The organism is Allobosea sp. 10N428 (assembly GCF_056394545.1).
The window spans coordinates 600,974-621,819 of the sequence record NZ_JBFTIC010000001.1 but is presented as its reverse complement, the minus strand read 5'-3'; the positions used below and the strand labels follow the sequence as shown (position 1 = coordinate 621,819).

Annotated in this window: 18 protein-coding genes; 6 read left to right on the top strand and 12 right to left on the bottom strand. The window is 66.1% G+C overall.

The genetic code is table 11. The annotated features are described in order from the left end of the window. The 3 genes from AC1DDA_RS02915 to AC1DDA_RS02905 all read left to right on the top strand — a co-directional run bounded on the left by AC1DDA_RS02915 (position 1) and on the right by AC1DDA_RS02905 (position 3,419). Positions 1-660 carry a glutathione S-transferase family protein gene (locus AC1DDA_RS02915; RefSeq protein ID WP_476794562.1) on the top strand — a complete coding sequence of 220 codons (660 nt, stop codon included), beginning with the start codon at positions 1-3 and terminating at the stop codon, positions 658-660. A 96-nt stretch (positions 661-756) separates the two neighbouring features. After that, the gene (locus tag AC1DDA_RS02910; protein WP_476794561.1) at positions 757-1,635 is read left to right on the top strand and encodes a DMT family transporter; all 879 of its coding nucleotides are present in this window, start codon (positions 757-759) and stop codon (positions 1,633-1,635) included. Positions 1,636-1,730: 95 nt separating this feature from the next. After that, positions 1,731-3,419: an acyl-CoA dehydrogenase family protein gene (locus AC1DDA_RS02905; RefSeq protein ID WP_476794560.1), complete on the top strand. Its 1,689-nt coding sequence runs from the start codon at positions 1,731-1,733 to the stop codon at positions 3,417-3,419. Positions 3,420-3,484: 65 nt separating this feature from the next. Here the strand turns inward: AC1DDA_RS02905 and AC1DDA_RS02900 are convergent, their stop codons facing one another. Further along, positions 3,485-4,030, bottom strand: a complete 546-nt coding sequence (locus AC1DDA_RS02900; RefSeq protein WP_476794559.1) for a cytochrome b — start codon at positions 4,028-4,030, stop codon at positions 3,485-3,487. 211 nt (positions 4,031-4,241) lie between these two features. Between AC1DDA_RS02900 and AC1DDA_RS02895 the strand changes: the two genes are divergently transcribed. Beyond that, the gene (locus AC1DDA_RS02895) at positions 4,242-4,979 is read left to right on the top strand and encodes an SIMPL domain-containing protein (protein WP_476794558.1); all 738 of its coding nucleotides are present in this window, start codon (positions 4,242-4,244) and stop codon (positions 4,977-4,979) included. Here the strand turns inward: AC1DDA_RS02895 and AC1DDA_RS02890 are convergent. The 4 genes from AC1DDA_RS02890 to AC1DDA_RS02875 all read right to left on the bottom strand — a co-directional run bounded on the left by AC1DDA_RS02890 (position 4,951) and on the right by AC1DDA_RS02875 (position 11,017). Beyond that, positions 4,951-5,898, bottom strand: coding sequence for a hypothetical protein (locus AC1DDA_RS02890; protein ID WP_476794557.1), 948 nt, complete (start codon positions 5,896-5,898; stop codon positions 4,951-4,953). The genes AC1DDA_RS02895 and AC1DDA_RS02890 overlap by 29 nt on opposite strands. Beyond that, positions 5,895-6,935 carry an aspartate carbamoyltransferase gene (locus tag AC1DDA_RS02885; RefSeq protein WP_476794556.1) on the bottom strand — a complete coding sequence of 347 codons (1,041 nt, stop codon included), beginning with the start codon at positions 6,933-6,935 and terminating at the stop codon, positions 5,895-5,897. The genes AC1DDA_RS02890 and AC1DDA_RS02885 overlap by 4 nt, the downstream gene beginning before the upstream one ends. Positions 6,936-6,977: 42 nt before the next feature. Continuing rightward, positions 6,978-8,888 carry a putative bifunctional diguanylate cyclase/phosphodiesterase gene (locus tag AC1DDA_RS02880; RefSeq protein ID WP_476794555.1) on the bottom strand — a complete coding sequence of 637 codons (1,911 nt, stop codon included), beginning with the start codon at positions 8,886-8,888 and terminating at the stop codon, positions 6,978-6,980. Between the two features lie 158 nt (positions 8,889-9,046). Next, complete coding sequence (locus tag AC1DDA_RS02875; protein WP_476794554.1) at positions 9,047-11,017, bottom strand: bifunctional 2',3'-cyclic-nucleotide 2'-phosphodiesterase/3'-nucleotidase; 1,971 nt, start codon at positions 11,015-11,017, stop codon at positions 9,047-9,049. 113 nt (positions 11,018-11,130) lie between these two features. On the opposite strand from AC1DDA_RS02875, the gene AC1DDA_RS02870 reads away from it, so the two are divergent. Further along, positions 11,131-11,757, top strand: coding sequence for a glutathione S-transferase family protein (locus tag AC1DDA_RS02870; protein WP_476794553.1), 627 nt, complete (start codon positions 11,131-11,133; stop codon positions 11,755-11,757). A 10-nt stretch (positions 11,758-11,767) separates the two neighbouring features. On the opposite strand, the gene AC1DDA_RS02865 is transcribed toward AC1DDA_RS02870, so the two are convergent. Continuing rightward, on the bottom strand, positions 11,768-12,913 hold the full coding sequence (locus AC1DDA_RS02865) for a CaiB/BaiF CoA transferase family protein (RefSeq protein WP_476794552.1): 1,146 nt from the start codon (positions 12,911-12,913) through the stop codon (positions 11,768-11,770). A 204-nt stretch (positions 12,914-13,117) separates the two neighbouring features. Between AC1DDA_RS02865 and AC1DDA_RS02860 the strand changes: the two genes are divergently transcribed. Next, entirely contained in the window at positions 13,118-14,551 is a 1,434-nt protein-coding gene (locus tag AC1DDA_RS02860; RefSeq protein WP_476794551.1) for an aldehyde dehydrogenase family protein, read from the top strand. 119 nt (positions 14,552-14,670) lie between these two features. Here the strand turns inward: AC1DDA_RS02860 and AC1DDA_RS02855 are convergent, their stop codons facing one another. From AC1DDA_RS02855 to AC1DDA_RS02830, 6 genes are all read right to left on the bottom strand, one after another. Further along, positions 14,671-15,795 carry a zinc-dependent alcohol dehydrogenase family protein gene (locus AC1DDA_RS02855; protein WP_476794550.1) on the bottom strand — a complete coding sequence of 375 codons (1,125 nt, stop codon included), beginning with the start codon at positions 15,793-15,795 and terminating at the stop codon, positions 14,671-14,673. A 130-nt stretch (positions 15,796-15,925) separates the two neighbouring features. Continuing rightward, a complete protein-coding gene (locus AC1DDA_RS02850) occupies positions 15,926-16,663 on the bottom strand; it encodes an ABC transporter ATP-binding protein (RefSeq protein WP_476794549.1) in 738 nt (245 codons plus the stop codon). A gap of 100 nt (positions 16,664-16,763) precedes the next feature. Then, positions 16,764-17,507, bottom strand: coding sequence for an ABC transporter ATP-binding protein (locus AC1DDA_RS02845; RefSeq protein ID WP_476794548.1), 744 nt, complete (start codon positions 17,505-17,507; stop codon positions 16,764-16,766). After that, positions 17,504-18,508 (bottom strand): branched-chain amino acid ABC transporter permease, encoded by a 1,005-nt coding sequence (locus AC1DDA_RS02840; RefSeq protein ID WP_476794547.1) that lies wholly within the window; start codon positions 18,506-18,508, stop codon positions 17,504-17,506. The genes AC1DDA_RS02845 and AC1DDA_RS02840 overlap by 4 nt, the downstream gene beginning before the upstream one ends. Further along, positions 18,505-19,383, bottom strand: a complete 879-nt coding sequence (locus tag AC1DDA_RS02835; protein ID WP_476794546.1) for a branched-chain amino acid ABC transporter permease — start codon at positions 19,381-19,383, stop codon at positions 18,505-18,507. Before AC1DDA_RS02835 ends, AC1DDA_RS02840 begins: the two co-directional genes overlap by 4 nt. 125 nt (positions 19,384-19,508) lie before the next feature. Next, complete coding sequence (locus AC1DDA_RS02830; RefSeq protein ID WP_476780609.1) at positions 19,509-20,642, bottom strand: ABC transporter substrate-binding protein; 1,134 nt, start codon at positions 20,640-20,642, stop codon at positions 19,509-19,511. Positions 20,643-20,846 lie beyond the last annotated feature (204 nt).

The window sequence follows — 20,846 nt, the reverse complement described above, 5'->3', positions numbered from 1 at the left end:
ATGACATTGACGCTCTACGCCCATCCCTTCTCGTCCTACAGCCAGAAGGTGCTGATCGCGCTTTACGAAAACGGGACGCCCTTCACCTATCGGGTGCTCGGCCCGGATGATCCGGAGACCGGGGCGGAATGGGTTGGCCTGTGGCCGCTGAAGCGCTTCCCCGTTCTCGTTGATCGCGGCGAGACCATCGCGGAATCGAGCGTCATCATCGAGCATCTCGAACTCCATCATCCGGGGCCGGTTCGGCTCCTGCCGGATGATCCCAAGGCCGCGCTTGGAGCGCGCATGATGGATCGCTTTTTCGACAACTACGTGATGACGCCGATGCAGAAGATCGTCCTCGACCATCTGCGGCCGGACGGCGAGCGCGATCCCTACGGCGTGGCACAGGCGCGCGAGCAGCTCGACGACGCCTACCGCTGGCTCGACGCGGCGATGGCCGAGCGCGAATGGGCTTGTGGTGAGGCTTTCACCTTGGCCGACTGCGCGGCTGCTCCGTCACTGTTCTATGCCGACTGGGTCCATGAGATCGACACGGCCTTCGGCCACGCCCGCGCTTATCGGGCCCGCCTCCTGGCCCGGCCTTCCGTCGCCCGTGCGGTCGACGAGGCGCGGCCCTACCGCAAGCTCTTCCCGCCGGGCGCTCCGGACCGGGATTGACAGGCGGCTCCGGCATGGCCTGGCGGCGCTGACGGCCTGTCGCGTCCAGCGGAACCGGGCTAGAGACGGCCGTTTCCGTTTGCCTCGCGGGTTCCCATGCCGCCCCTGCTTCTGCGCGCGATGCCGCTGCTCTTCACCTTCCTGTGGTCCACGGGCTGGGTGGTTGCCGGCTATTCGGCGCGCTATGCCGATGCCCTGACCTTCCTCGTCGTCCGGTTTGCCTGCGCTGCCGCCCTCCTGACCGCGATGGCGCTCGCGACCGGCGCGCCCTGGCCGCGCGGAAGACGCGCCGTGCTGGACATCGCCGTCACCGGCATCCTGCTGCACGGCATCTATCTTGCGGGTGTCTGGTGGGCCGTGCGCCACGGGCTGCCGGCGGCCATCTCCGGGCTGATCGCGGGATTGCAGCCGATCCTGACGGCACTGTTTGCGCCGGCCCTGGTCGGAGAGCGGATTTCCGGCATCCGCTGGCTCGGCATCGCCTGCGGCTTCCTCGGCATCGCGCTGGTGCTGGAGCCGCAACTCGCCGGCGTCGAGCCGGCTGCGCTCTGGGGCGTTCTCGCACCGATGCTCATTAATATCGGCGGCATGTTCGCGGTGACTTTCGGGTCCTTCTATCAGAAGGCGCGGATCGTCTCCGGGGATCTGCGCACGATGACCGCGATCCAATACACGGCGGCGGCGCTGATCGTCGTGCCCTTCGCCTTTCTGTTCGAGCCGATGCGGATCGAATGGAACCTGACCATGCTGCTGGTCCTCGCCTGGTCGGTCATCGTGCTGTCGATCGGCAGCATCTGGCTTTATCTGTTCATGATCCGCCGCGGCGAGGTCTCGCGCATCGCGACCTTTCTCTATCTGGTGCCGGCATTGGTCGCCGTGGAAGCCTGGATGCTCTTCGGCGAGACGCTGACTCCGTTTCAGATCGGCGGCATGGCGGTGACCGTTCTCGGCGTGGCGCTCGCCAGCCGCAAATAGGCTGGCGGTCATTGCAGGCTCCTCCGCAAAAAGGAGGATTTCGGTTTCGCCGGAACTCCTCTTATGCTGCGTCGCAACAAAGGGAGGCCGAAACGATGAGCGCCAACACCGCCGCTAAAACCGAGGCTCGAGCCGATGCGGTCGCGCTGATTGCCGCTGCGCTGCCGGGCTTCGAGGGGCTGTTCGAGGAGGCTGTCGCCGCGGTGCGGCAGAAAGTGCTCGTCGACGGCCGGATTTCCTCGGCTCGGCTCGAGGCGGAGCAGCATGCCGCCCATGGGCTGTCCTGGCTTGCGACCTATGTCACGGCGCTGCGCGAACTCAAGGCCTATGGCGAGCGCCTTCAGGCCGAGGAGCGCTACGGCGCCGTCGAGGACTATGCTCTGCGGATCGGCGCCGGCGAATACGCCGCCCAGATCTTTGGCGGCATCCCGATGAGCCAGGGCGAGATTGTGCGCCTGTCGGCGCTCGGCCTCTCGCAGAAGGCTGTTTCAGCCGCCCGCTCGGATGCGGCCGAGGCGCTGATCGCCGAGGGCAACACCCCGGAGAACCGCGCCCGCTTCGTCGCCCTGTTCAGCCAGAGCGACGGTTCCCACAGCGTCGGCAATCCCGGCCTCGACGAGACGCTGGAGGCGATCCGCTCCGAGATGCGCCGCTTCTGCGCCGCGGAGGTCACGCCCCACGCCCATGAATGGCACCTCGCCAACGAATACATCCCCCTGCCGGTCGTCGAGAAAATGGCCGAGCTCGGCGTCTTCGGCCTGACCATCCCCGAGCAGTTCGGCGGCATGGGGTTGTCGAAGGTCTCGATGTGCGTCGTCTCGGAGGAGCTGTCGCGCGGCTATATCGGCGTCGGTTCGCTCGGCACCCGCTCGGAGATCGCGGCCGAGCTCATCCTCTGCGGCGGAACTGACGCGCAGAAGGAGCATTGGCTGCCGAAGATCGCTTCCGGCGAAGTCCTGCCGACAGCCGTCTTCACGGAGCCCAATACCGGCTCGGATCTCGCGTCGCTGCGCACCAAGGCAGTGCAGGAAGGCGAGGGGGCGGATGCTGTCTGGAAGGTCTATGGCAACAAGACCTGGATCACTCATCCCGTCCGCGCCGACATCATGACGCTGCTTGTCCGCACCGATCCCTCGGAACCCGGCTACAAGGGCCTGTCGATGCTGATCGCCGAGAAGCCGCGCGGCAACGACGAGGATCCTTTCCCCGTCGCCGGCCTCACCGGCGGTGAGATCGAGGTGCTCGGCTATCGCGGCATGAAGGAATACGAGCTCGCCTTCGACGGCTTCGCGGTCAAGGGCGAGAACCTGCTCGGCGGCGTGCCGGGGCAGGGCTTCAAGCAGTTGATGCAGACCTTCGAGGCTGCGCGCATCCAGACCGCGGCCCGCGCCATCGGCGTGGCGCAGTCGGCCTTCGATCTGGGGTTGCGCTATGCGCAGGAACGCATCCAGTTCGGCAAGAAGCTGATCGCCTTCCCACGCGTCGCCGACAAGCTCGCCATGATGGCGGCCGAGATCCTGATCGCGCGCCAGCTCACCTATTTCGCCGCCCGCGAGAAGGATGCCGAGCGGCGTTGCGATCTCGAGGCCGGCATGGCCAAGCTGCTCGGCGCCCGTGTCGCCTGGGCAGCGGCCGACAACGCTCTCCAGATCCATGGCGGCAACGGATTCGCGCTGGAATATCCGGTGAGCCGCGTGCTCTGCGACGCCCGCATCCTCAACATCTTCGAGGGCGCCGCCGAGATCCAGGCGCAGGTCATCGCGCGCCGGCTGGTGGAGGGGTGATGCCCAGACGACGGGATAGATCGGCGCTTTATGTCGATAGGGTGCGCGGGGATCAGGGGGGCTCCTTACCGAAGCGGCAACATGCGGCGAAGCGTATCGTCCCGGCGGACCGTATGATGCCAGAGCGCGGCGATCGCATGCAGCACCGCCAGCGCGATGAGCGCGTATGATGCCCATTCATGCCATGCGCGAATGGGCCGCGTCTCGGCGCGCGGTGCGGGCGCAGCCAGGGGCGGGATGCTGAACAGGCCGAGATCGAGCCCTTGCCCGCGTTTGATCGCATAGACGAGGCCGATCACCGGGACGACGAGCATCAGCACGTACAAGCCGGCATGACCGAGGCGCGCTGCGACCGCGAGGAGAGGCGACGACGCCTCCGGTTCGGGTGGGCGATGTGTCAGACGCCACGCGCAGCGCGCGACCAGCAAGACGATCAGCAGGATGCCGATGGCCTTGTGACTCTCGATCGCTGCCCGTTTCCAGTCGCTGGGGAAGGCATCGATCGTCAGTCCGAGTACGAAGGCCAGGACGATCAGGAGCGCCATCGACCAGTGGAGAAACCGCGCGATTGGGTCATAGGATTCTCGAGCGGCGATCGGGACGGAGGTCAAAGGCACTCTCCTAGATTAGAATCACTACAATCTATGAGGGCGGCGTATCAGATCAAAGTTACAATTCGTCCATCTTCGCGCTTCGTCATCCCGGCCCTCCCGGACGCTCCATCCGCGGGGTTTGCGGGCCTCGTCGTGATAATTTCGACAAGATGTCCCTGCTCCGATGATGCGCTCGGCCATAGAGGCCGGGCGTGAACGAGGAGTCATCATGTCGAACCGCCTTGCCTTCGCTCTGGCCGGGACCGTGCTTGTCGGCGCAGCCGCATTGCTCTCCGCCCCTGCGATGGCCCAGCAGAACCCGCCCGGCCAGCAGCCTGCGCGCATCAGCGTGACCGGCGAGGGCGAGGTCAGCGTTGCGCCCGACATGGCGATCCTCAACCTGACCGTGCTGCGCGAGGGCGAGACGGCGCGCACCGCGCTCACCGCCAGCAGCGAGGCGATGAAGCAGGTGCTGGCGGCGCTGAAGGAGGCCGGCATCGCCGAGCGCGACCTGCAGACTTCGGGCCTGAGCATCCAGCCGCGCTTCGCCCAGCCGGCCAAGGATCGGAATGTCGAGCCTAAGATCACCGGCTATGCCGTCAGCAATGGTCTGACCGTTCGCGTTCGCAAGCTGGCGGACGCCGGTTCCATCCTCGACAAGGCCGTGACGCTGGGCGTCAACCAGGGCGGCGGCATCGTCTTCGTGAAGGACGATCTCAAGCCGACGCTGACGGAAGCGCGCAAGCTCGCGGTCGCCGACGCCGTCGCCCGGGCCAGGACGCTGGCGGAAGCGGCCGACATCAAGCTCGGCCGGATCCTGACGATCGAGGAGCAGTCGAGCCTGCCGCGTCCGATGCCCTATGGCGGGCCGATGAAGATGGCGGCAAGCGATGCCTTCGTGCCGCTGGCGGCCGGCGAGAATGCCTATCGCACGCAGGTCAACGTGGTCTTCGAGATCGCGAACTGACCCGCGAGAGCCGGCCGGGCATATCGTTCAGACCACGGCGCACCCGGGAGCCAGCCTGCTGCGGCAGGCTGGCGACGATGACGCCGCACAGGACCACAAGCCCCGGCAGAAGCAGATCTTTCGGCGGCAGCTCCGCCAGAATCAAATAGGCCGCCAGCGTGATCAGCGGCACGCGCAACGTGTCGGCGCTGCACAGCTGGAGCGGCGTGCCGTGGCGCGATGCATTGGCCAGCGCAGCCTGCGAGACGAAGCCGCCGACGATCAATGCCAGCACAGCCCCGCCGATCACCGCCAGTTCCGGCGCTGGGAAGGCGAGTCGATAGGGCTGCGGCGGCGGCGACCACCGCTCCGGGACGGAGAGCCAGAGGAGCAGGTAGAGCGGCAGCTGGATCGCATGCATCAGGAACACGATCGACAAGGTGCTGCGATTGGCGGCGAGGCTGGCCAGCATGAGGTTGGTGGTGGTCAGGACGGCGACGGCTGCGATTGCGATCGCGATGTCGCTATTGGGAACGGCATTCAGCTTCAGCAGCAACAGGCTGATGCCGATCGCGAGGAGCGCCAGGCCCAGCGCGGGGATCGTACCCGGTCGTCGGCGAAGCGTCAGGAACAGCAGCACTCCCGCGAAAAGCGGCCCGGTGAACTCGATGGTGGTGACCAGCGCCAGCGGCAGATGCGACAGGCTCCAGATCAGCGCCAGCGAGCCGGCCAGATGCAGCACGCTGCGGAGGATGTCGTCTCGCGGTTTCGCGGGCAAAAAGCCGTGCTGCCGGCCGCTGCCGCTCGCCCAGACGATCGAGCCGGCGATGGCCAGGCTGCCGATCGAGCGCAGCAGGCCGATTTCGATGATGGTGAGATAGCCCGCGAGAAGGCGGATCGACACGGCGATGGCGAGGTAGGAGGCGAGATAGGCGCTCATCCACCCGAAGAACGCCGGAAATTGTCGGCCTGGCCGGTCCAGGGAATGCCCAGCAGCATGCGCTCCAGGATGGCCATCCGCATCGGCACCGAAAGCTGAACCTGGCGGAAATAGCCTGCGTTCGGAAGGCTGTCGCATGAGGGGTCGAGCTCCGAGAAGCGCGGGAGAGGGTTGAGGATCAGAGTGTCCGAGCGGGCATCCAGGATCTTGCGGGCGGTGAGGGTGAAGGGCTCGCTCTCTTTTTCCTTATCGACGGCCTCAGTGCCGAGCGAGGCATGCGCGAATTTGCTCATATCCTGCATCTGGATGCTGAGAACGTCATGATCGAGCGTGTGGCGGATGTCGTGAACGGTGCCGACCGCGGTGCCGAGGTCGGAGAGCACGGTCATCGCCTCGCGCATCGCCGGATTGATCGGCACATCGGGCAGGCAGCACAGGGTGAAGCGCCTGGGCGGGCAGATCCGCAGCATCTTGACGAAGGAGACGGCGAAGCGCGCCCGCGTATCGCTCGACAGGGCGATGCTCAGCGTCTCGATGTCGCCGCGCATCTGCCGGATGGAAAAGATGTCGACGAGGGCCTGGCTCGGATGCTCGTCGGCGCCGTTGCCGGCGTTGATGACGGGCAGGTAGCTCAGCCGCCCGACGCGATAGGGCATGTCCTCCAGATGCGAGCGGACCACGAGCAGGTCGCTATAGAGCTCGACGGTGCGGATATGGTCCTCGATGGATTCGCCGGTGGTGTTGCCGATGCGGCTGCGATCGGTGTCGTAGGCGTCGATCGACTGGTGGCCGAGCCGGGCGGAGGCTGCCTGAAAGCCGAGCCGCGTGCGCGTGCTGCGCTGGTCGAACAGGGTGGCGATCACCTTCGGGCGCCTCCGCGGCGCCGGCGGCTGCTCTGGAAGCGGAAGCCCTGCCTTTTCCATCTCCTCCTCGCGCAGATGCCGCTCGGCGCGTTCGATGATGTCGTCGAGGTCGAAGCGCGAAACGGCGTCGGCGCTCAGCAGATCCTTCCCGCTCGGATAGTTCGGGCGCTGCATCCAAGGCCTCCGGCTCGCGCGGGCGTCTGCGGCCGGAGCGTTTCAGGCAAACTGGCTGAAGCGATCCGACTTGCGCCAGCCGGAGCGTGAGCGTGCTGCCCTCGTCCGTCCCGTCGCTACACGAGTGCCGATCATGGGCAGCAATTCCTCCGCTGTCATCGGCCGAGCGAAAACAAACCCCTGAATGCCATGGACGGCATGCTTTTTGATGATTTCGAGCTGCTCCTGCGTTTCCACGCCCTCGACGATCAGGCGCAGTTCGAGGTCGTGTGCGAGCTGGGTGATCGCGTTCATCAGCGAATCGGCCTTGCGCGAGGTGCCTACTTCCTGCGTGAAGGCCTGGTCGATCTTGATGGTGTCGATCGGCAGATGCGCCAGATAGCTCAGCGAGGAGTAGCCGGTGCCGAAATCGTCGAGCGCGATCCGCACACCGAGCTTCCGCAGCGCGATCAGGCGGGAGACGACATGGGCGGGGTCGTCGATCAGCGAGCTCTCGGTGATCTCGATGGTCAGGCGCGCCGGCTCGATGCCGTTCATCCGGATCAGCGCCTCGACCGTGCCGACGAGATCGTGGCCATGATCGAACTGACGCGCCGAGACGTTGACGCTGACGCCGACGCTGCGCGGCCATGACTGGGCGGTCCGCATGGCTTCTCCGAGCGCCCAGGAACCGAGCACGGTGATAAGGCCCGTCCGTTCGGCCAACGGAATGAAGATATCGGGGCGCACCATGCCGCGGTGAGGATGGTTCCAGCGCAGCAGCGCCTCGACCAGCGTCGCCGAGCCGGAGCGCGGATTGTAGATCGGCTGGAATTGCAGCTCGAACTCGCCGCGGCGCAGCCCCTCCCGCAGTTCGGTTTCGAGCGCCAGGCTGTCCTCATGCTCGTCGCGAATGGCGGCGGTATACACGACGAAGCGGTTCCTGCCGTCGAGCTTGGCGCGATACAGCGCGATATCGACGCATTTCAGCGCCTCCTCGATCGAGGGCGCGCAACCGGCGGGCGCAATCCCCATGCTGGCCGTCGCAGTGATGTAGCGCCCGCCGATGAAGCGTTGGCTCGCGAGCAGCATGACGAGCCTGGCCGCCAGCGCTGTCGCGCCGTCGATGCTGCGCGTGGTCGCGACCATGAATTCGTCGCCCCCGGTGCGGGCTGCGATGTCGCAGGGTTCGAATTCCGCGATCAGCGTCTCGCTGACCGCCTTCAGCAGCGCGTCGCCGACATCGTGGCCAAGGCTGTCGTTGATGCCCTTGAAGCGATCGATATCGATCGAGATCAACGTCACGGGACCGCCGGCCGCCGCCATGGTCCGGATCTCGCGCATGAAGCCGCGGCGATTGTAGAGGCTGGTGATCGTGTCGTTGACGGCGAGATGCTCCAGCTCGCGCATCGAGCGCAGCCGGGAAAGGAAGATTCGATGGATCACTTGCGCGCTGGAGAATGTCAGCACGGCGGTCAGCGCCACCGATAGCGCGATGATGAGATAGGCCGGGTCCTTCGTCCAGAGCAGGGCCAGCGTGAACGGCGCTGCCGCTGCGAGAACCTGCACGCGGGGGATCATCGGCCGTGAGCTGTTCCGCCCGGATATGCCGGCGAGATAACCGATGGTCTGGGCGATCGCTAGCACCGCGACGGGATCATGGGTGTAGCGCAGGATCGCGTAGGCACCGAAGGCTGCGATCAAGGCGGCCGTCGACCAGGCACCGGCCATCGCGAGCTTCTCGAGGCGGTCGATATCGCCGACGCTCGCAGATGCGAGGTGGATGGATTTGTAGTGGTGGTGCGAAATGTGGCGGAAGCAGCCGATACCAACCATGGCGGCGGCCATCGCATAGAAGACGGAGTCGTTGCCGGTCAAAAGCCCGGCCGCGATCATGACCGCCGTGACGGTTACGGTGCCGATGAGAATCGTGCCCGGTGTCGCGTAAAGCGCTGCCACCAGTTCGGATTTCATCGCGATGTCGTTTTCATGAACATCAACGATCATGGGAGCGCCCTGTCATCAGGTCCGAATTGACCCGACGAACGCTCCATTCTCGATAAAAACCTATTAAGGAACGGTATGTGATTTCTGCGGGTTCGCCGATAATTTATGCAAATTCTGCTTAGTATTCAGGCTTTTGCTTCCAGTCGGTACTTCATGAAACCTTCCGCGTTTTCGCCCGCGGGGTCGGCCTTCAGGCTCGCCGGCAGTTTGCCGGCGGCCGCCGGCGAGGTCGTGAATGTGACGTTGACGCCCGCGGGCAACGGCGCCAGCGACCAGTTGCCGTCCGCCTTCGGCTCGATCGCCTTCTGCCCGACGATGTGGCGGACGATGACGTCGCGGTTCAGGTCCGGCGCTTCCAGAACGACCGTCGTCTTTGTGCCCGGGAAATTGCCGCCGCCGGAGGCGCGGTAATTGTTGGTGACGACGAGGAAACCGGCCTGATCGTCGATCGGCTGACCCGCGAAGGCGAGATCGATGATGCGGTGCGCATTCGGTGCGACGAGCTTGCCGTCATTGTCGTAGCGCGAGGGTTGTGTGACGTCGATCCGATAGGTGACGCCGTCGATGACATCGAAGTTGAAGGCCGGGAAGGCCGGGTTGATCAGCGGCTGTTCCTCGGTCTTCGCACGATCGACGCGGTTGAAGATCCCGGCCGAGCGTTCCAGCCATTCCCTGATCTCGGTGCCGGTGACTTTCACGATCTGCACCGTATTCGGGTAGAGGTAGATGTCGGCGATGTTCTTCAGGGCCAGCGGCCCGGCCGGGATGTCGGTGTAGAAGGACGGACCGGCGCGCCCGCCCGATTTGAACGGAGCTGCCGCCGAAAGGATCGGCAGGTCCTTCCAGCGCGTCTGCGCCATCAATGGCTTGGCATAGGCGATCTGCGCCTCGGCGACGATCTGGATCGATGGGTCGTCCGCCACCAGGGCGAAGTAGGAGTTGATCGGGGAGGCGGTGCTGCCGACCGGTTCGCGCATATAGGCGAGCGTCGCCTCGTGGTCGGCCTTCACCGTCGCCAGGATCGCCGGCTCCGCACTGGCCTTGGGCACGATCTTGCGGTCCGGCGTGCGCTCGTAGATCGGCTTTGCCTCGACCTTGAAATCCGCGATTCGCCACCGCTCGCCGCGCTTCTCCAGTTCGAGATCGACGATGCCGAGATGCGAGCCCCAGAAGCCCGGCTGGCATGCCGGCTTGCCGTTGAGCGCGCCCTTGACGTTGTCCACGCCCGCAATGCCGTCGAAGGCCTTGCCGCCGGGGAAGACCAGATGCTGATGGCCGGTCAGGATGACGTCGATGCCCTCGACCTTCGAAAGATGCAGCGCCGCGTTCTCCTCCATGCCGTGTCTCGCGCCACCGGCGATGCCGGAGTGGCAGAGGGCGATGACGAGATCGGGCTGGGCGTCGAGCAGGTCTGGCATATGCTTCTCGGCCGCATCGACGATGTCGGTCGCGACGAGCTTGCCGTCGATATTCGCCTTGTCCCATTGCATGATCTGCGGCGGCGCGAAGCCGATCACGCCGATCTGCAGCACATGCCGGTTGCCTGCCTCGTCCTCGAAACTCTGCTCGAACAGGCGCCAGGCATCGGCCAGTGTCCCGCCGCCGACCCGCTCGATATTGGCGCAGACCAGCGGGAATTCGGCCTTGGCGAGACCGTGATCGAGGAACTCCAGCCCGTAGTTGAATTCGTGGTTGCCGAGGGTGCCGCAGAGATAGGGCAGGGCGTTCATTGCGGCGAGCATCGGATGGGTTTCGCCGGCCTTCAGCCCCTTCTTGTAGGCGACATAGTCGCCGAGCGAGGAGCCTTGCAGGAAATCCCCGTTGTCGAAGAGCAGGCTGTTCCTCGCCTCGCCCTGCGCCACCTTGATCAGGCTCGCGGTCTTGGCGAGGCCGACGGTGTCGTCCGGCCCGTCGCGAAAATAGTCGTAGGGCACGACATTGACGTGGAGATCGGTGGTTTCAAGCACCCGCAGTTTGAGCCGCGCCGGCGTCTGGGCGGAAGCGGGCAGGGCGGCGCTCGCGACGATTGCGGCTCCGGCCTTCAGCGTCTCGCGCCGGTTGAGATAGTGACCTCGCGCCCGACGACCTTGTGCCATGCCCTGCTCCCGCTTCGCGCAACGGAGCAGGACGGTAGCATTGCGGCAAGCCCATGACAGGGGAAAGATGCAGGCCCCGTCGTCGTTTCGGAACATGATGAACGAGGCCCGCCATGATCCTGATCGGCCAGTACGACTCGCCTTTCGTCCGCCGCGTCGGCATCACGCTGGCGCTCTATGGCCTCGCCTTCGAGCATCGGCCCTGGTCCGTCTTCGGCGAAGGCGATCAGGTCCGCGCCTTCAATCCGCTGATGCGGGTGCCCACGCTGGTGCTCGACGATGGCGAGGTCCTCTACGACAGCGTCAGCATCATCGACTGCCTCGATGAACTGGCCGGGGAGGAACGCGCGCTTTGCCCGCGCGCCGGTCCGACGCGTCGCCATATCCTTGCTGTCGTCGCGCTCGCCATGGGCGCAGCCGAGAAGGCCGTCAGCCTGTTCTACGAGTTGCGGCTTCACAAGGAGGTCTCGGCCGTCTGGGCGGATCGTTGCAGCGGCCAGATCCTTTCGACGCTCGCTGCGCTCGAGCGTGACCGGGCGAGCCGCACTTCTCCCTGTTGGTTCGGCGGTTCGATGAGCCATGCCGACATCGCCGTCGCTGTCTCGTTGCGCTTCATCAGGGAGGCGCATCCGGGCTTGGTCGCGGAGGAGGATATCCCGGCACTGGCGGCGCATGCCGCCGCGCTCGAAGTGTTGCCGGTGTTGCGGGACGTTTCGCAGCCTTTCGTCTCGCCCGCTTGAAAGCGGCGGATCAGATGGCGGTCGCCGTCACGGCGCCGGCGAATTCCGCCCGCAGCGCCGCATCATGCTCGCCGAGCGCGGGGACCCGCCGCATCGCGACGCGCCGGCCATCGACGATGATCGGCGGTGCCAGCATCTCGACGGGCCCGTTCGGGGTCGGAACCGGCACAGCCGTGGCTGCCGGATGCGCGATCAGACCGCCGACCGTCGAGACCGTGCCATAGGCGATCGCATGCCGGTCGAGCGCGGCGGTGACGTCCGCGAAACGGCGCTGGCCGAGGCGTATCTGAACCTCGCCGTCGAGCGCGGCGCGAGCCCCGACCCGCAGGACGTTGGAAGCATAGCGCGGATCACTCGCAAGCTCCGGGCTCTCCAGCACGTCGCGGGCGAAGACGCGCCATTCCCGCTCGCTCTGGATCGAAATCAGCACCTCCCCATCGAGCAGCGAAAAGACGCCGTACGGCGCAATGGAGGGATGGGCGAGGCCGATGCGCGCAGGCTCGATCCCGCCATGCCGGCGCGTGATGTAGGGCACGTTCATCAGCTCCGCGAGCGTGTCGAAGAGTGACAGCGCGATCGCGGAACCCTCGCCGGTGCGGGCCCGCCGCAGCAGCGCCTCCAGGATGGCGGCATAGGCCGCCTGGCCGGTGGCGATGTCGGCGATCGAGATGCCGATCCTTGAGGGACCGGAATCGGCCGTGCCGGTGATCGCAGCGAGCCCCGATTCGGCCTGTATCAGCAGGTCGTAGGCCTTGCGAAGCTCGTGCGGCGTGCCCGGCGCATAGCCGGAGATGTCGCAAGTGATCAGCCGCGGGTGACGCTGGCGGAGCGTCGCGCTGCCGAGGCCAAGACGCTCCGCAGCGCCGGGAGCAAGGTTCTGGATGAAGACGTCCGCGCCGGCGATCATCGCCTCCACCAGCGCCAGATCCTCTGGTCGTCGCAGGTCGACGCGGCAGGATTCCTTGCCGCGGTTGATCCAGACGAAATAGGAGGATTGCCCCTTGGCGAAGCCGTCATAGCCGCGCGCGAAATCGCCCTCTGGTCGTTCGAGCTTGATCACGCGCGCCCCGGCATCCGCGAGCTTGCAGGTCGCCGTGGGAGCGGCCACCGCCTGCTCCAGCGCGACCACCACGATACCTTCGAGCGCCTGTGTCATGGTCGATCCGGACCTCATCCTTCGGTTGCGCGCAGAGGAGAACGATGCCCTGCGGCGCTGTCAAATCTGCCTTGGCAGCCCGGCCCTGCGCCTGTTGCGGGGGAGCCCGGATCGCTACCGCCTTGCAACGAAGGCCGCCAGCCGGCAGCTTGCCTGCCGATTCCGCCGGGGCTGCGCCTTCGGCCAGAGCGATCGGGAACGAACATGAATCAACATTTCATCAATGGCCGGTATGTGCCTGGCCAGACTGGCGAAACCATCGCCAAGCTGAACCCCGCGACCGGCGAGGAGTTCGCCCGCATCGCCTGCGGAAACGCCGCGGATATCGACGCCGCGGTCACGGCTGCGCGCGCCGCCTTCGACGGCGCCTGGGGCAAGCTGACGGCAGCAGAGCGTGGGCGCCTGATCTCGAAGCTTGCGCTCAAGGTGCAGGATCATTTCGACGAACTCGCCCAGCTGGAAGCCCGCGACACCGGCAAGCCGATGAGCCAGGCCCGTGCCGATATCGACGCCACCATTCGCTATTTCGAATTCTATGGCGGCGCCGCCGACAAGGTACACGGCCACGTCATTCCCTTCCTGAACGGATATCATGTCAGCGTCATCCATGAGCCCCATGGTGTTACCGGCCACATCCTGCCCTGGAACTATCCGGCGCAGATGATCGGCCGCTCCCTCACCGCCTCGCTTGCCATGGGCAATGCGGTGGTTCTCAAGCCGGCCGAGGATGCCTGTGCCACCGCCTTCCGCCTCGCGGAGCTGGCGAGCGAGGTCGGCTTCCCCGACGGCGCCATCAACATCGTTGCGGGCCGCGGCCATGAGGCGGGTGCGGCGCTCTCCGCCCATCACGGCATCGGCTTCATGTCCTTCACCGGCTCGCCCGAGGTCGGCAAGATGGTGCAGCACGCCTGCGCCGAGCATCTCATCCCCTGCACGCTGGAACTCGGCGGCAAGTCGCCTCAGATCGTCTTCGAGGATGCCGATATCGACGCCTTCGTGCCGATCGCCTGCAAGGCGATCGTCCAGAACACCGGGCAGACCTGCTCGGCCGGTAGCCGCCTGCTGGTGCAGAAGTCGATCTATGACGACGTCATCTCCGCGGTCGCCAAGGAATTTTCCAAACTCCGGGCCGGCACGCCGGAGATGGACCTCGACTGTGGCCCGGTGATCAACGCCAAGCAGCGCGGCCGCGTCCAGAGCTTCATCGATCAGAGCCGCGAGGCCGGCATCCCGGTGATCGCGCAGGGCCAGATCGCGCAGGGCGTGCCGAATGGCGGCTTCTATGTGCAGCCGACCCTGTTCGGCCCGGTGCCGCGCGGCAACCGGCTTGAGCAGGACGAGGTCTTCGGCCCCGTGCTCGCGGCCTTCCCCTTCGACGACGAGGAGGATGCGATCAAGGCCGCCAACGGCACCGATTACGGCCTCGTCGCTGCGGTCTGGACCAAGGATGGCGGGCGCCAGCAGCGCGTCTCCAAGCGCGTCCGCGCCGGCCAGGTCTTCATCAACGGCTATGGCGCCGGCGGCGGCATTGAGCTGCCCTTTGGCGGCACCGGCAAGAGCGGGCACGGTCGCGAGAAAGGCTTCATCGCGTTGGAGGAGTTCGCGGTGACCAAGACCATCGTGCACAAGCACGGGTGAGGCCGGCGGCCGTCATTCTCGGGCGACCGTAGGTCGACCCGAGAATCTCTGGCCGGATGAGGCTCCGGGCCTCCATCGTCACGAGATGCTCGGGTCGAGCCCGAGCATGACGGCGGATGTCACATCCTGACGATGTGCCGGATCGTCCGGCCCTCGTTCAGCGCGTCAAATCCCTCGTTGATCTCGTCGAGGCTTCCCGAGCTGGTCCAGAGCCGGTCCACCGGCAGACTTCCGCGCTGGTAGAGCTCGATGAAGCGCGGGATGTCGCGCGAAGGTACGCAGGAGCCGACATAGGAGCCCTTCAGCGTCCGCTCCTCCGCGACAAGCCGCACCGGCGAAAGCGAGAGTGTATGGGCGGGGTTGGCGAGGCCGGCTGTCGTCGTCGTGCCGCCGCGTTTGGTGACCTGATAGGCGAGGTCGAGCGCCTTCACCGAGCCGGCCATTTCCAGCCCGTGGTCGACGCCGCCCCTCGTTGCCTGCTTGATCGCCTCGATGACGTCCGGAGCGCCGGCATTGAAGGTGTCGGTCGCACCGAGCGCCCGCGCCAGTTCGAGCTTGTCGTCTGCAAGATCGACGGCGATCACCCGCGAGGCGCCGCACGCGATGGCGCCGAGCAGCGCGGAGAGCCCGACGCCGCCGAGACCGACAACCGCAACCGTCTCGCCCGCCTTGATCCGCGCCGTATTCACGGCGGCGCCGACCCCGGTCAAAACGGCGCAGCCGAACAGCGCTGCGATCTCATGCGGGATATCGGCCTCGACCTTGACCAGCGAGCGGCGCGAGATCACGGCATGCTCGGCGAAGGCCGAGACGCCGATATGGTGATGCACCGGCTGCCCATGGATGGAGAGCCGTCGCCCACCGCCCAGCATCTCGCCGCGCCCATTGGCGGCATTGCCGGGCTCGCAGAGGGCAGGGCGGCCTTCGGCGCAGGGCGCGCAATGGCCACAGGAAGGCACGAACACCATCACCACCCGGTCGCCGGGTTTGAGGTCATCGACGCCTTCGCCGGTCTCGACGACCTCGCCTGCGGCCTCATGGCCGAGCACCATCGGCACCGGGCGCGGGCGGTTGCCGTTGATGACCGAGAGATCGGAATGGCAGAGCCCGGCAGCACGGACCCTGACCAGCACCTCGTCGCGGCCGGGCGGGGCGAGGTCGAGTTCTTCGATCCGCAGCGGGCGGCTTTGCGCATAAGGCGCCGCAACCGGGCTCGCGTTCAGGACGGCGGCGCGAATCTTCATGGCGCAAGCTCCGGTCTCGTGATCCGGCGCCATCCCGACAGGAGAGGGCGCCGCTGTCAAAATGCCGCTTCCGCTCCCCCTGGATTGCTTCGCTGCGCTCGCAATGACGAGGAGGATATTCGGGCGCCGTTCAGGCCACTTCGCTCAGCGTGCCGCCGAGGAAGAGCTGGCCAATACGTGGATCCGCTAGGATCTCCGCCGCAGGTCCCTGCATGCGGGTGCGACCGAGTTCGAGCACCAACCCCTCGTCGGAAATCTCCAGCGCCGAGCGGGCGTTCTGCTCGACCATGAGGATCGAGACGCCCTTGGCGCGCAACTCCCTGAGGATGCCGAAGGTCTCCTGCACCATCAGCGGGGAGAGGCCGATCGAGGGCTCGTCGATCAGCACGAGCTTGGGGTCGAGCAGCAGGCCGCGCACGATTTCGAGCTGCTTCTGCTCGCCGCCGGAGAGGGTCGAAGCCTGCTGGTCAGCCTTGCGCCTGAGAGCCGGAAAGCGGTCGAGCGCCGCCTCAAGCCGTTGCGGCATATCGGTGATGCCGGAGCCGGCGGCAACCGCGCCGAGCTCGATATTGTGGCGCACCGACAGCTCCGGGAAGATATTGCGGCCCTGCGGAACATAGCAGATGCCGGCTTCGAGCAGCTTGCGCTGGTTCCAGCCGGTGATGTCGCGGCCGTCGAAGCGGATGTGGCCCTCGCGCAGCTTGAGCAGCCCGAAGATCGCCTTGAACACGGTCGACTTGCCGGCACCGTTCGGCCCGATCACGGTAGTGATCGCGCCCCGCTTCACCGCGAAGCTGGTGCCGTTCAGGATGGTCATGGCGCCATAGCCGCCGACTACGCCGTCGAGTTCGAGGATGGGGGTGGTCATTCCTTGTCGCCCTCTTCCGCGTCATTCTCGGGCGAAGCGCAGCGCAGACCCGAGAATCTCTTGCAGGAGATGCTCGGATCAAGCCCGAGCATGACGTTCCCTAGTGTCCCAGATAGGCTTCGATCACGGCCGGGTTGGCCCGCACCTCGGCCGGCGTTCCCTCCGCCAGCACCTTGCCTTCGGCCAGCACGATAACCCGCGTGCAGAGCGACATCACAAAATCCATGTTGTGCTCGATCACCACGAAGGTCGCGCCCTGCTCGGCGTTGATGGCGCGCAGGCGTTCCTTAAGGTCGCCCAGCATAGTGAGGTTGACGCCGCCGGCCGGCTCGTCGAGCAGCACAAGGCGCGGTCCCGCCATGAAAGCCATCGCCGCGTCGAGCAGCTTCTGCTGGCCATAGGATAGGCCGCCCGCCTTGGCGTCAGCGAGATGCCCGAGCTTGAAGAAGCCGATCATCTGCTGGGCCTTGTCGGAGAGACCTGCATCGCGCGCACCGAACAGGCGGCCGAGCATCGAGCCCTGATGCTCCTGCCCGGCGAGGATCAGGTTCTCGCGCACCGACAATTCGGGGAAGACCTGCAGCAGCTGGAATGTGCGGCTGACGCCGAGCCGGTTGAGCGCGGACGGGCGCATGTTGGTGACATCGAGACCGTCGAGCTTCACCGCGCCTTGCGTCGGTTCGAGCTGGCCGAGGATGCAGTTGAACAGGGTCGACTTGCCGCAGCCATTCGGCCCGATGATGCCGAGGATTTCGCCTTCCCTGACCGAGAAGGAGACGCCGTTCACGGCCTTGATGCCGCCGAAGGCCTTGTGCAGGTCGCGGACTTCGAGGACCGGGCTCATTGGGCGCCTCCCGTATTGCGCCGCAATGCGAGCCAGCCGCGCTCGATGAGGCCGCAGACGCCCTGCGGGCAGATGACCAGCAATGCGAGCACGATCGTCGCGAAGATGATGAGGTAGAGCGAGCCGGCGAAGCGCAGCCATTCCGGCAGCACGACGCCGAGCAGCGCCCCCACGAAGGGCCCAAACAGATAGCCGGAGCCGCCCGCAACGACCATCAGCAGCAGGAACAGGCTCTGCGACAGCGAGAAGGGCGAGGGGTCGATGAACTCGACCAGCGGCGCGTAGAGCGAGCCGGCGAAACCGCCATAAGCCGAGCCGATGGCGAAGGCGAGCAGCGTATAGGCGCGCGTATCGATGCCCAGACTCGCGGCGCGGACCGGATTCTCGCGGAGCGCCGTGAAGGCGCGGCCCCAGGGCGAGCGCACCAGCCACCACAGCTTCAGCGACAGGATCAGCGTGACGAGCACGACGAAGCGGTGGAATTCCAGCGCGCCGAACAGCTTGATGCCGAAGAAATCAGGCCGGTTGATGTTGGAGATGCCGTAGACGCCGCCGGTCAGCCACTGTTCGTTGCGGATGAGCAGCCAGATCAGCGTCGAGAAGGCGAGCGTCACGAAGGCGAGGTAATGTGTCCGCACCCGCAGCGCCGGGAAGCCGAGCAGGAGGCCGACCGCGAAGGTCAGCAGGCCCGACAACGCGAAGGCGGCGTACCAGCTCACGCCGTATTTCGTGGTCAGGATCGCTGTGGCATAGGCACCGAGCCCCATGAAGGCGGCCTGCGCCAGAGAGCTCTGCCCGGCATAGCCGAGCGTCAGGTTGAGCCCCATCACGCCGATGCTCATCACCAGCCAGAGCGAGAGCACATAGGTGCCGTAGCGGCCCATCCCGACCGGGGCGAACCAGAGGATGACGGCGCCGAGGACGAGCGCGATCAGCGCGGCATCGATCCGGCGGGCCGGGCGACGCGAAGCTGCGGAATTCTGGACGGCAGGGGCGCTCATACCCGGCGCTCCTCCTTGCGGCCCATCAACCCTTCCGGCTTGATCAGGATGATGATGACGAGCAGCACCAGCGGCACGGCGAGCCTGTACTGCGTCGAGATGTAGGCGGCGGCGAGCGAATCCGCGACGCCGATCAGCAGCCCGCCGACCAGCGCGCCCCGCACCTGGTTGAAGCCGCCGACGATGGCCGCGATGAAGGCGAAGAGGCCGATGGTCTCGCCATTCGAGAACTTCGCCAGATAAATCGGCGAGATCAGCAGCGAGGCGACGACGGCCAGCGCTGCGTTGAGCAGGAAGGTCAGCAGCACCATCCGCTCGACGGGAATGCCGAGAATGCGCGCGACGGTCGGGTTCTGCGCCGTCGCCTGCATCTGCCGGCCGAGCTTCGTGCTGCCGACAAACCATTGCAGCAGGCCGATGGCGGCGAAGGCGACGACGATGATCGCGAGATGCTGCAGCGAGATCGATACGCCGAGCAGGTTGATCATGTCCGTGGGGACCAGCGAGGGGAAGCTCTGCGCCTCCGCCGAGAAACCATCCTTGGCGCCTTCCTTCATGATGATCGAGAGCGCCATGGTGGCGATGGCGAGCGGCAGCACGCCATGCTTGATCATCGGATCGACGACGACGAGCTTGAAGCCCGCACCGAAGATCAGCAGGAAGACTGCGATGCCGATGAGGCCGCCGGCCCAGAGCGGCAGGCCGAAGAGCTTGACCGCGAGCAGGATCAGCACGGCCGGCAGCATGACGAACTCGCCCTGCGCGAAGTTGATCGTCTGCGAGGTCTGCCAGACCAGCGTGAAGCCGATCGCAGCGAGCGCGTAGATCGCGCCCGTGGCAATGCCGGCGATGAGATAGGCGATGAATTCGGCCATGGCTGATTTTGTCTCGGTCGACTGGCGTCATGGCCGGGCTTGACCCGGCCATCTCGGAAACCAGCGTTTACGTCACGAGATTCCCGGGTCGGCGCAGCGCGCCGCCCGGGAATGACGTCCGGTAGCTACGGTTTGATCCGCGGCAGGGTGGTGTTGATCACCTGCTTGCCGTTCACGACTTCGGCGAGGAAGCTCTCGCGGTCGAGGTCGCCGTTCTGCTCGATGACGGTATCCATCAGGATGCCCGGCTCCTCGCTCGCCTTGATCGTGGCGCCGCGCAGCGTGTCGGCCACGCCCTTCTTGTCGAGCTTCTTCTGCTTCTCGGTAGCCCATTTCACCATGAAGACGGCCATGTAGCCCTTCACGCCGTTATGGTCGGAGGAGAAGCCGTATTTCTCGCGGTAGCGCTTGCCGAATTCCTGCAATGCGGGGATCGGCGCGTCGGTGGAAAGGCCGACATGGCCCTTCGCGCCGTTGGCGGCGTCACCCGCGAGCTCCAGCACCTTCGCGCCGAGCAGGGTGGTCTCGCCGATCATCGGCTTGGTGATGCCCTGCTGCTTGGCGGCACGTAGGAAGCGGGCGCTCTCCTCCTCGTTCAGATAGACGAAGACGGCATCGGCATTGGCGTTCTTCACCTTGATCGCGTCGGCGGTGAAATCGGCCTGACCCTGCTCGGTCGAGACGTCGACGGCGACCTTGATGCCGGCCTTCTCAAGCTCGGGCAGGATGGTGTCGCGCCCACCCTTGCCGAAGTCGTTATTGACCCAGACCACGGCGATCGAGCCCGCCTTGACGGTGTCCTTCAGGTACTTCGCGATCTTCGGCATTGCCGCCGCCTGGCTGATCGAGGTGCGGAAGATGTAGGGGTTGCCCTGGCGGGTGAAGCCGGCCGCCTCGCCGCCGACGATCTGGGCGATTTCGGCACGCTGCGAGATCTGCATGGAAGCGCCGATCGGGCCCGAGAAGATCGGGCCGAGGATGGCGTAGGCGTTCTCGTCGATGGCGCGCTGCACGGCGGCGCGCGTGTTCCCCGGATTGGTCTGCGTGTCGTAATGGACGATCTCGACCTGCTTGCCGAGAATGCCGCCCTTGGCGTTGATGTCGGCGGCGGCCATGTCGGCGCCGTTCTTCCAGTTGGTGCCGGCGGCGGCGCCCGCGCCCGACAATTCGATGACGTCGACCAGCTTGACCTTGTCCTGCGCCTGCGCGGGCAGGCTGAGGGCGGCGCCGAGTGCGGCCATGACCCAGAGCGATTTCATTATCTGCTTCTCCCGAACGTTTCTCATCACACGCGCGATCTTCAAGCCGCGGCGTCCGCCCGCTTCTTGCAGGGCTTTGGGCCGGGATGTCCAGAGGCGAAGAGGCCGGGTGGGGCAGGCGTTTCCGCTTTGCCGGGGATGGTGTCAGGAGGGCCGCTGACGCTGGTTGTCAGCAGGGGGCGCCGGCGGCCTGTCGCCTCGGGT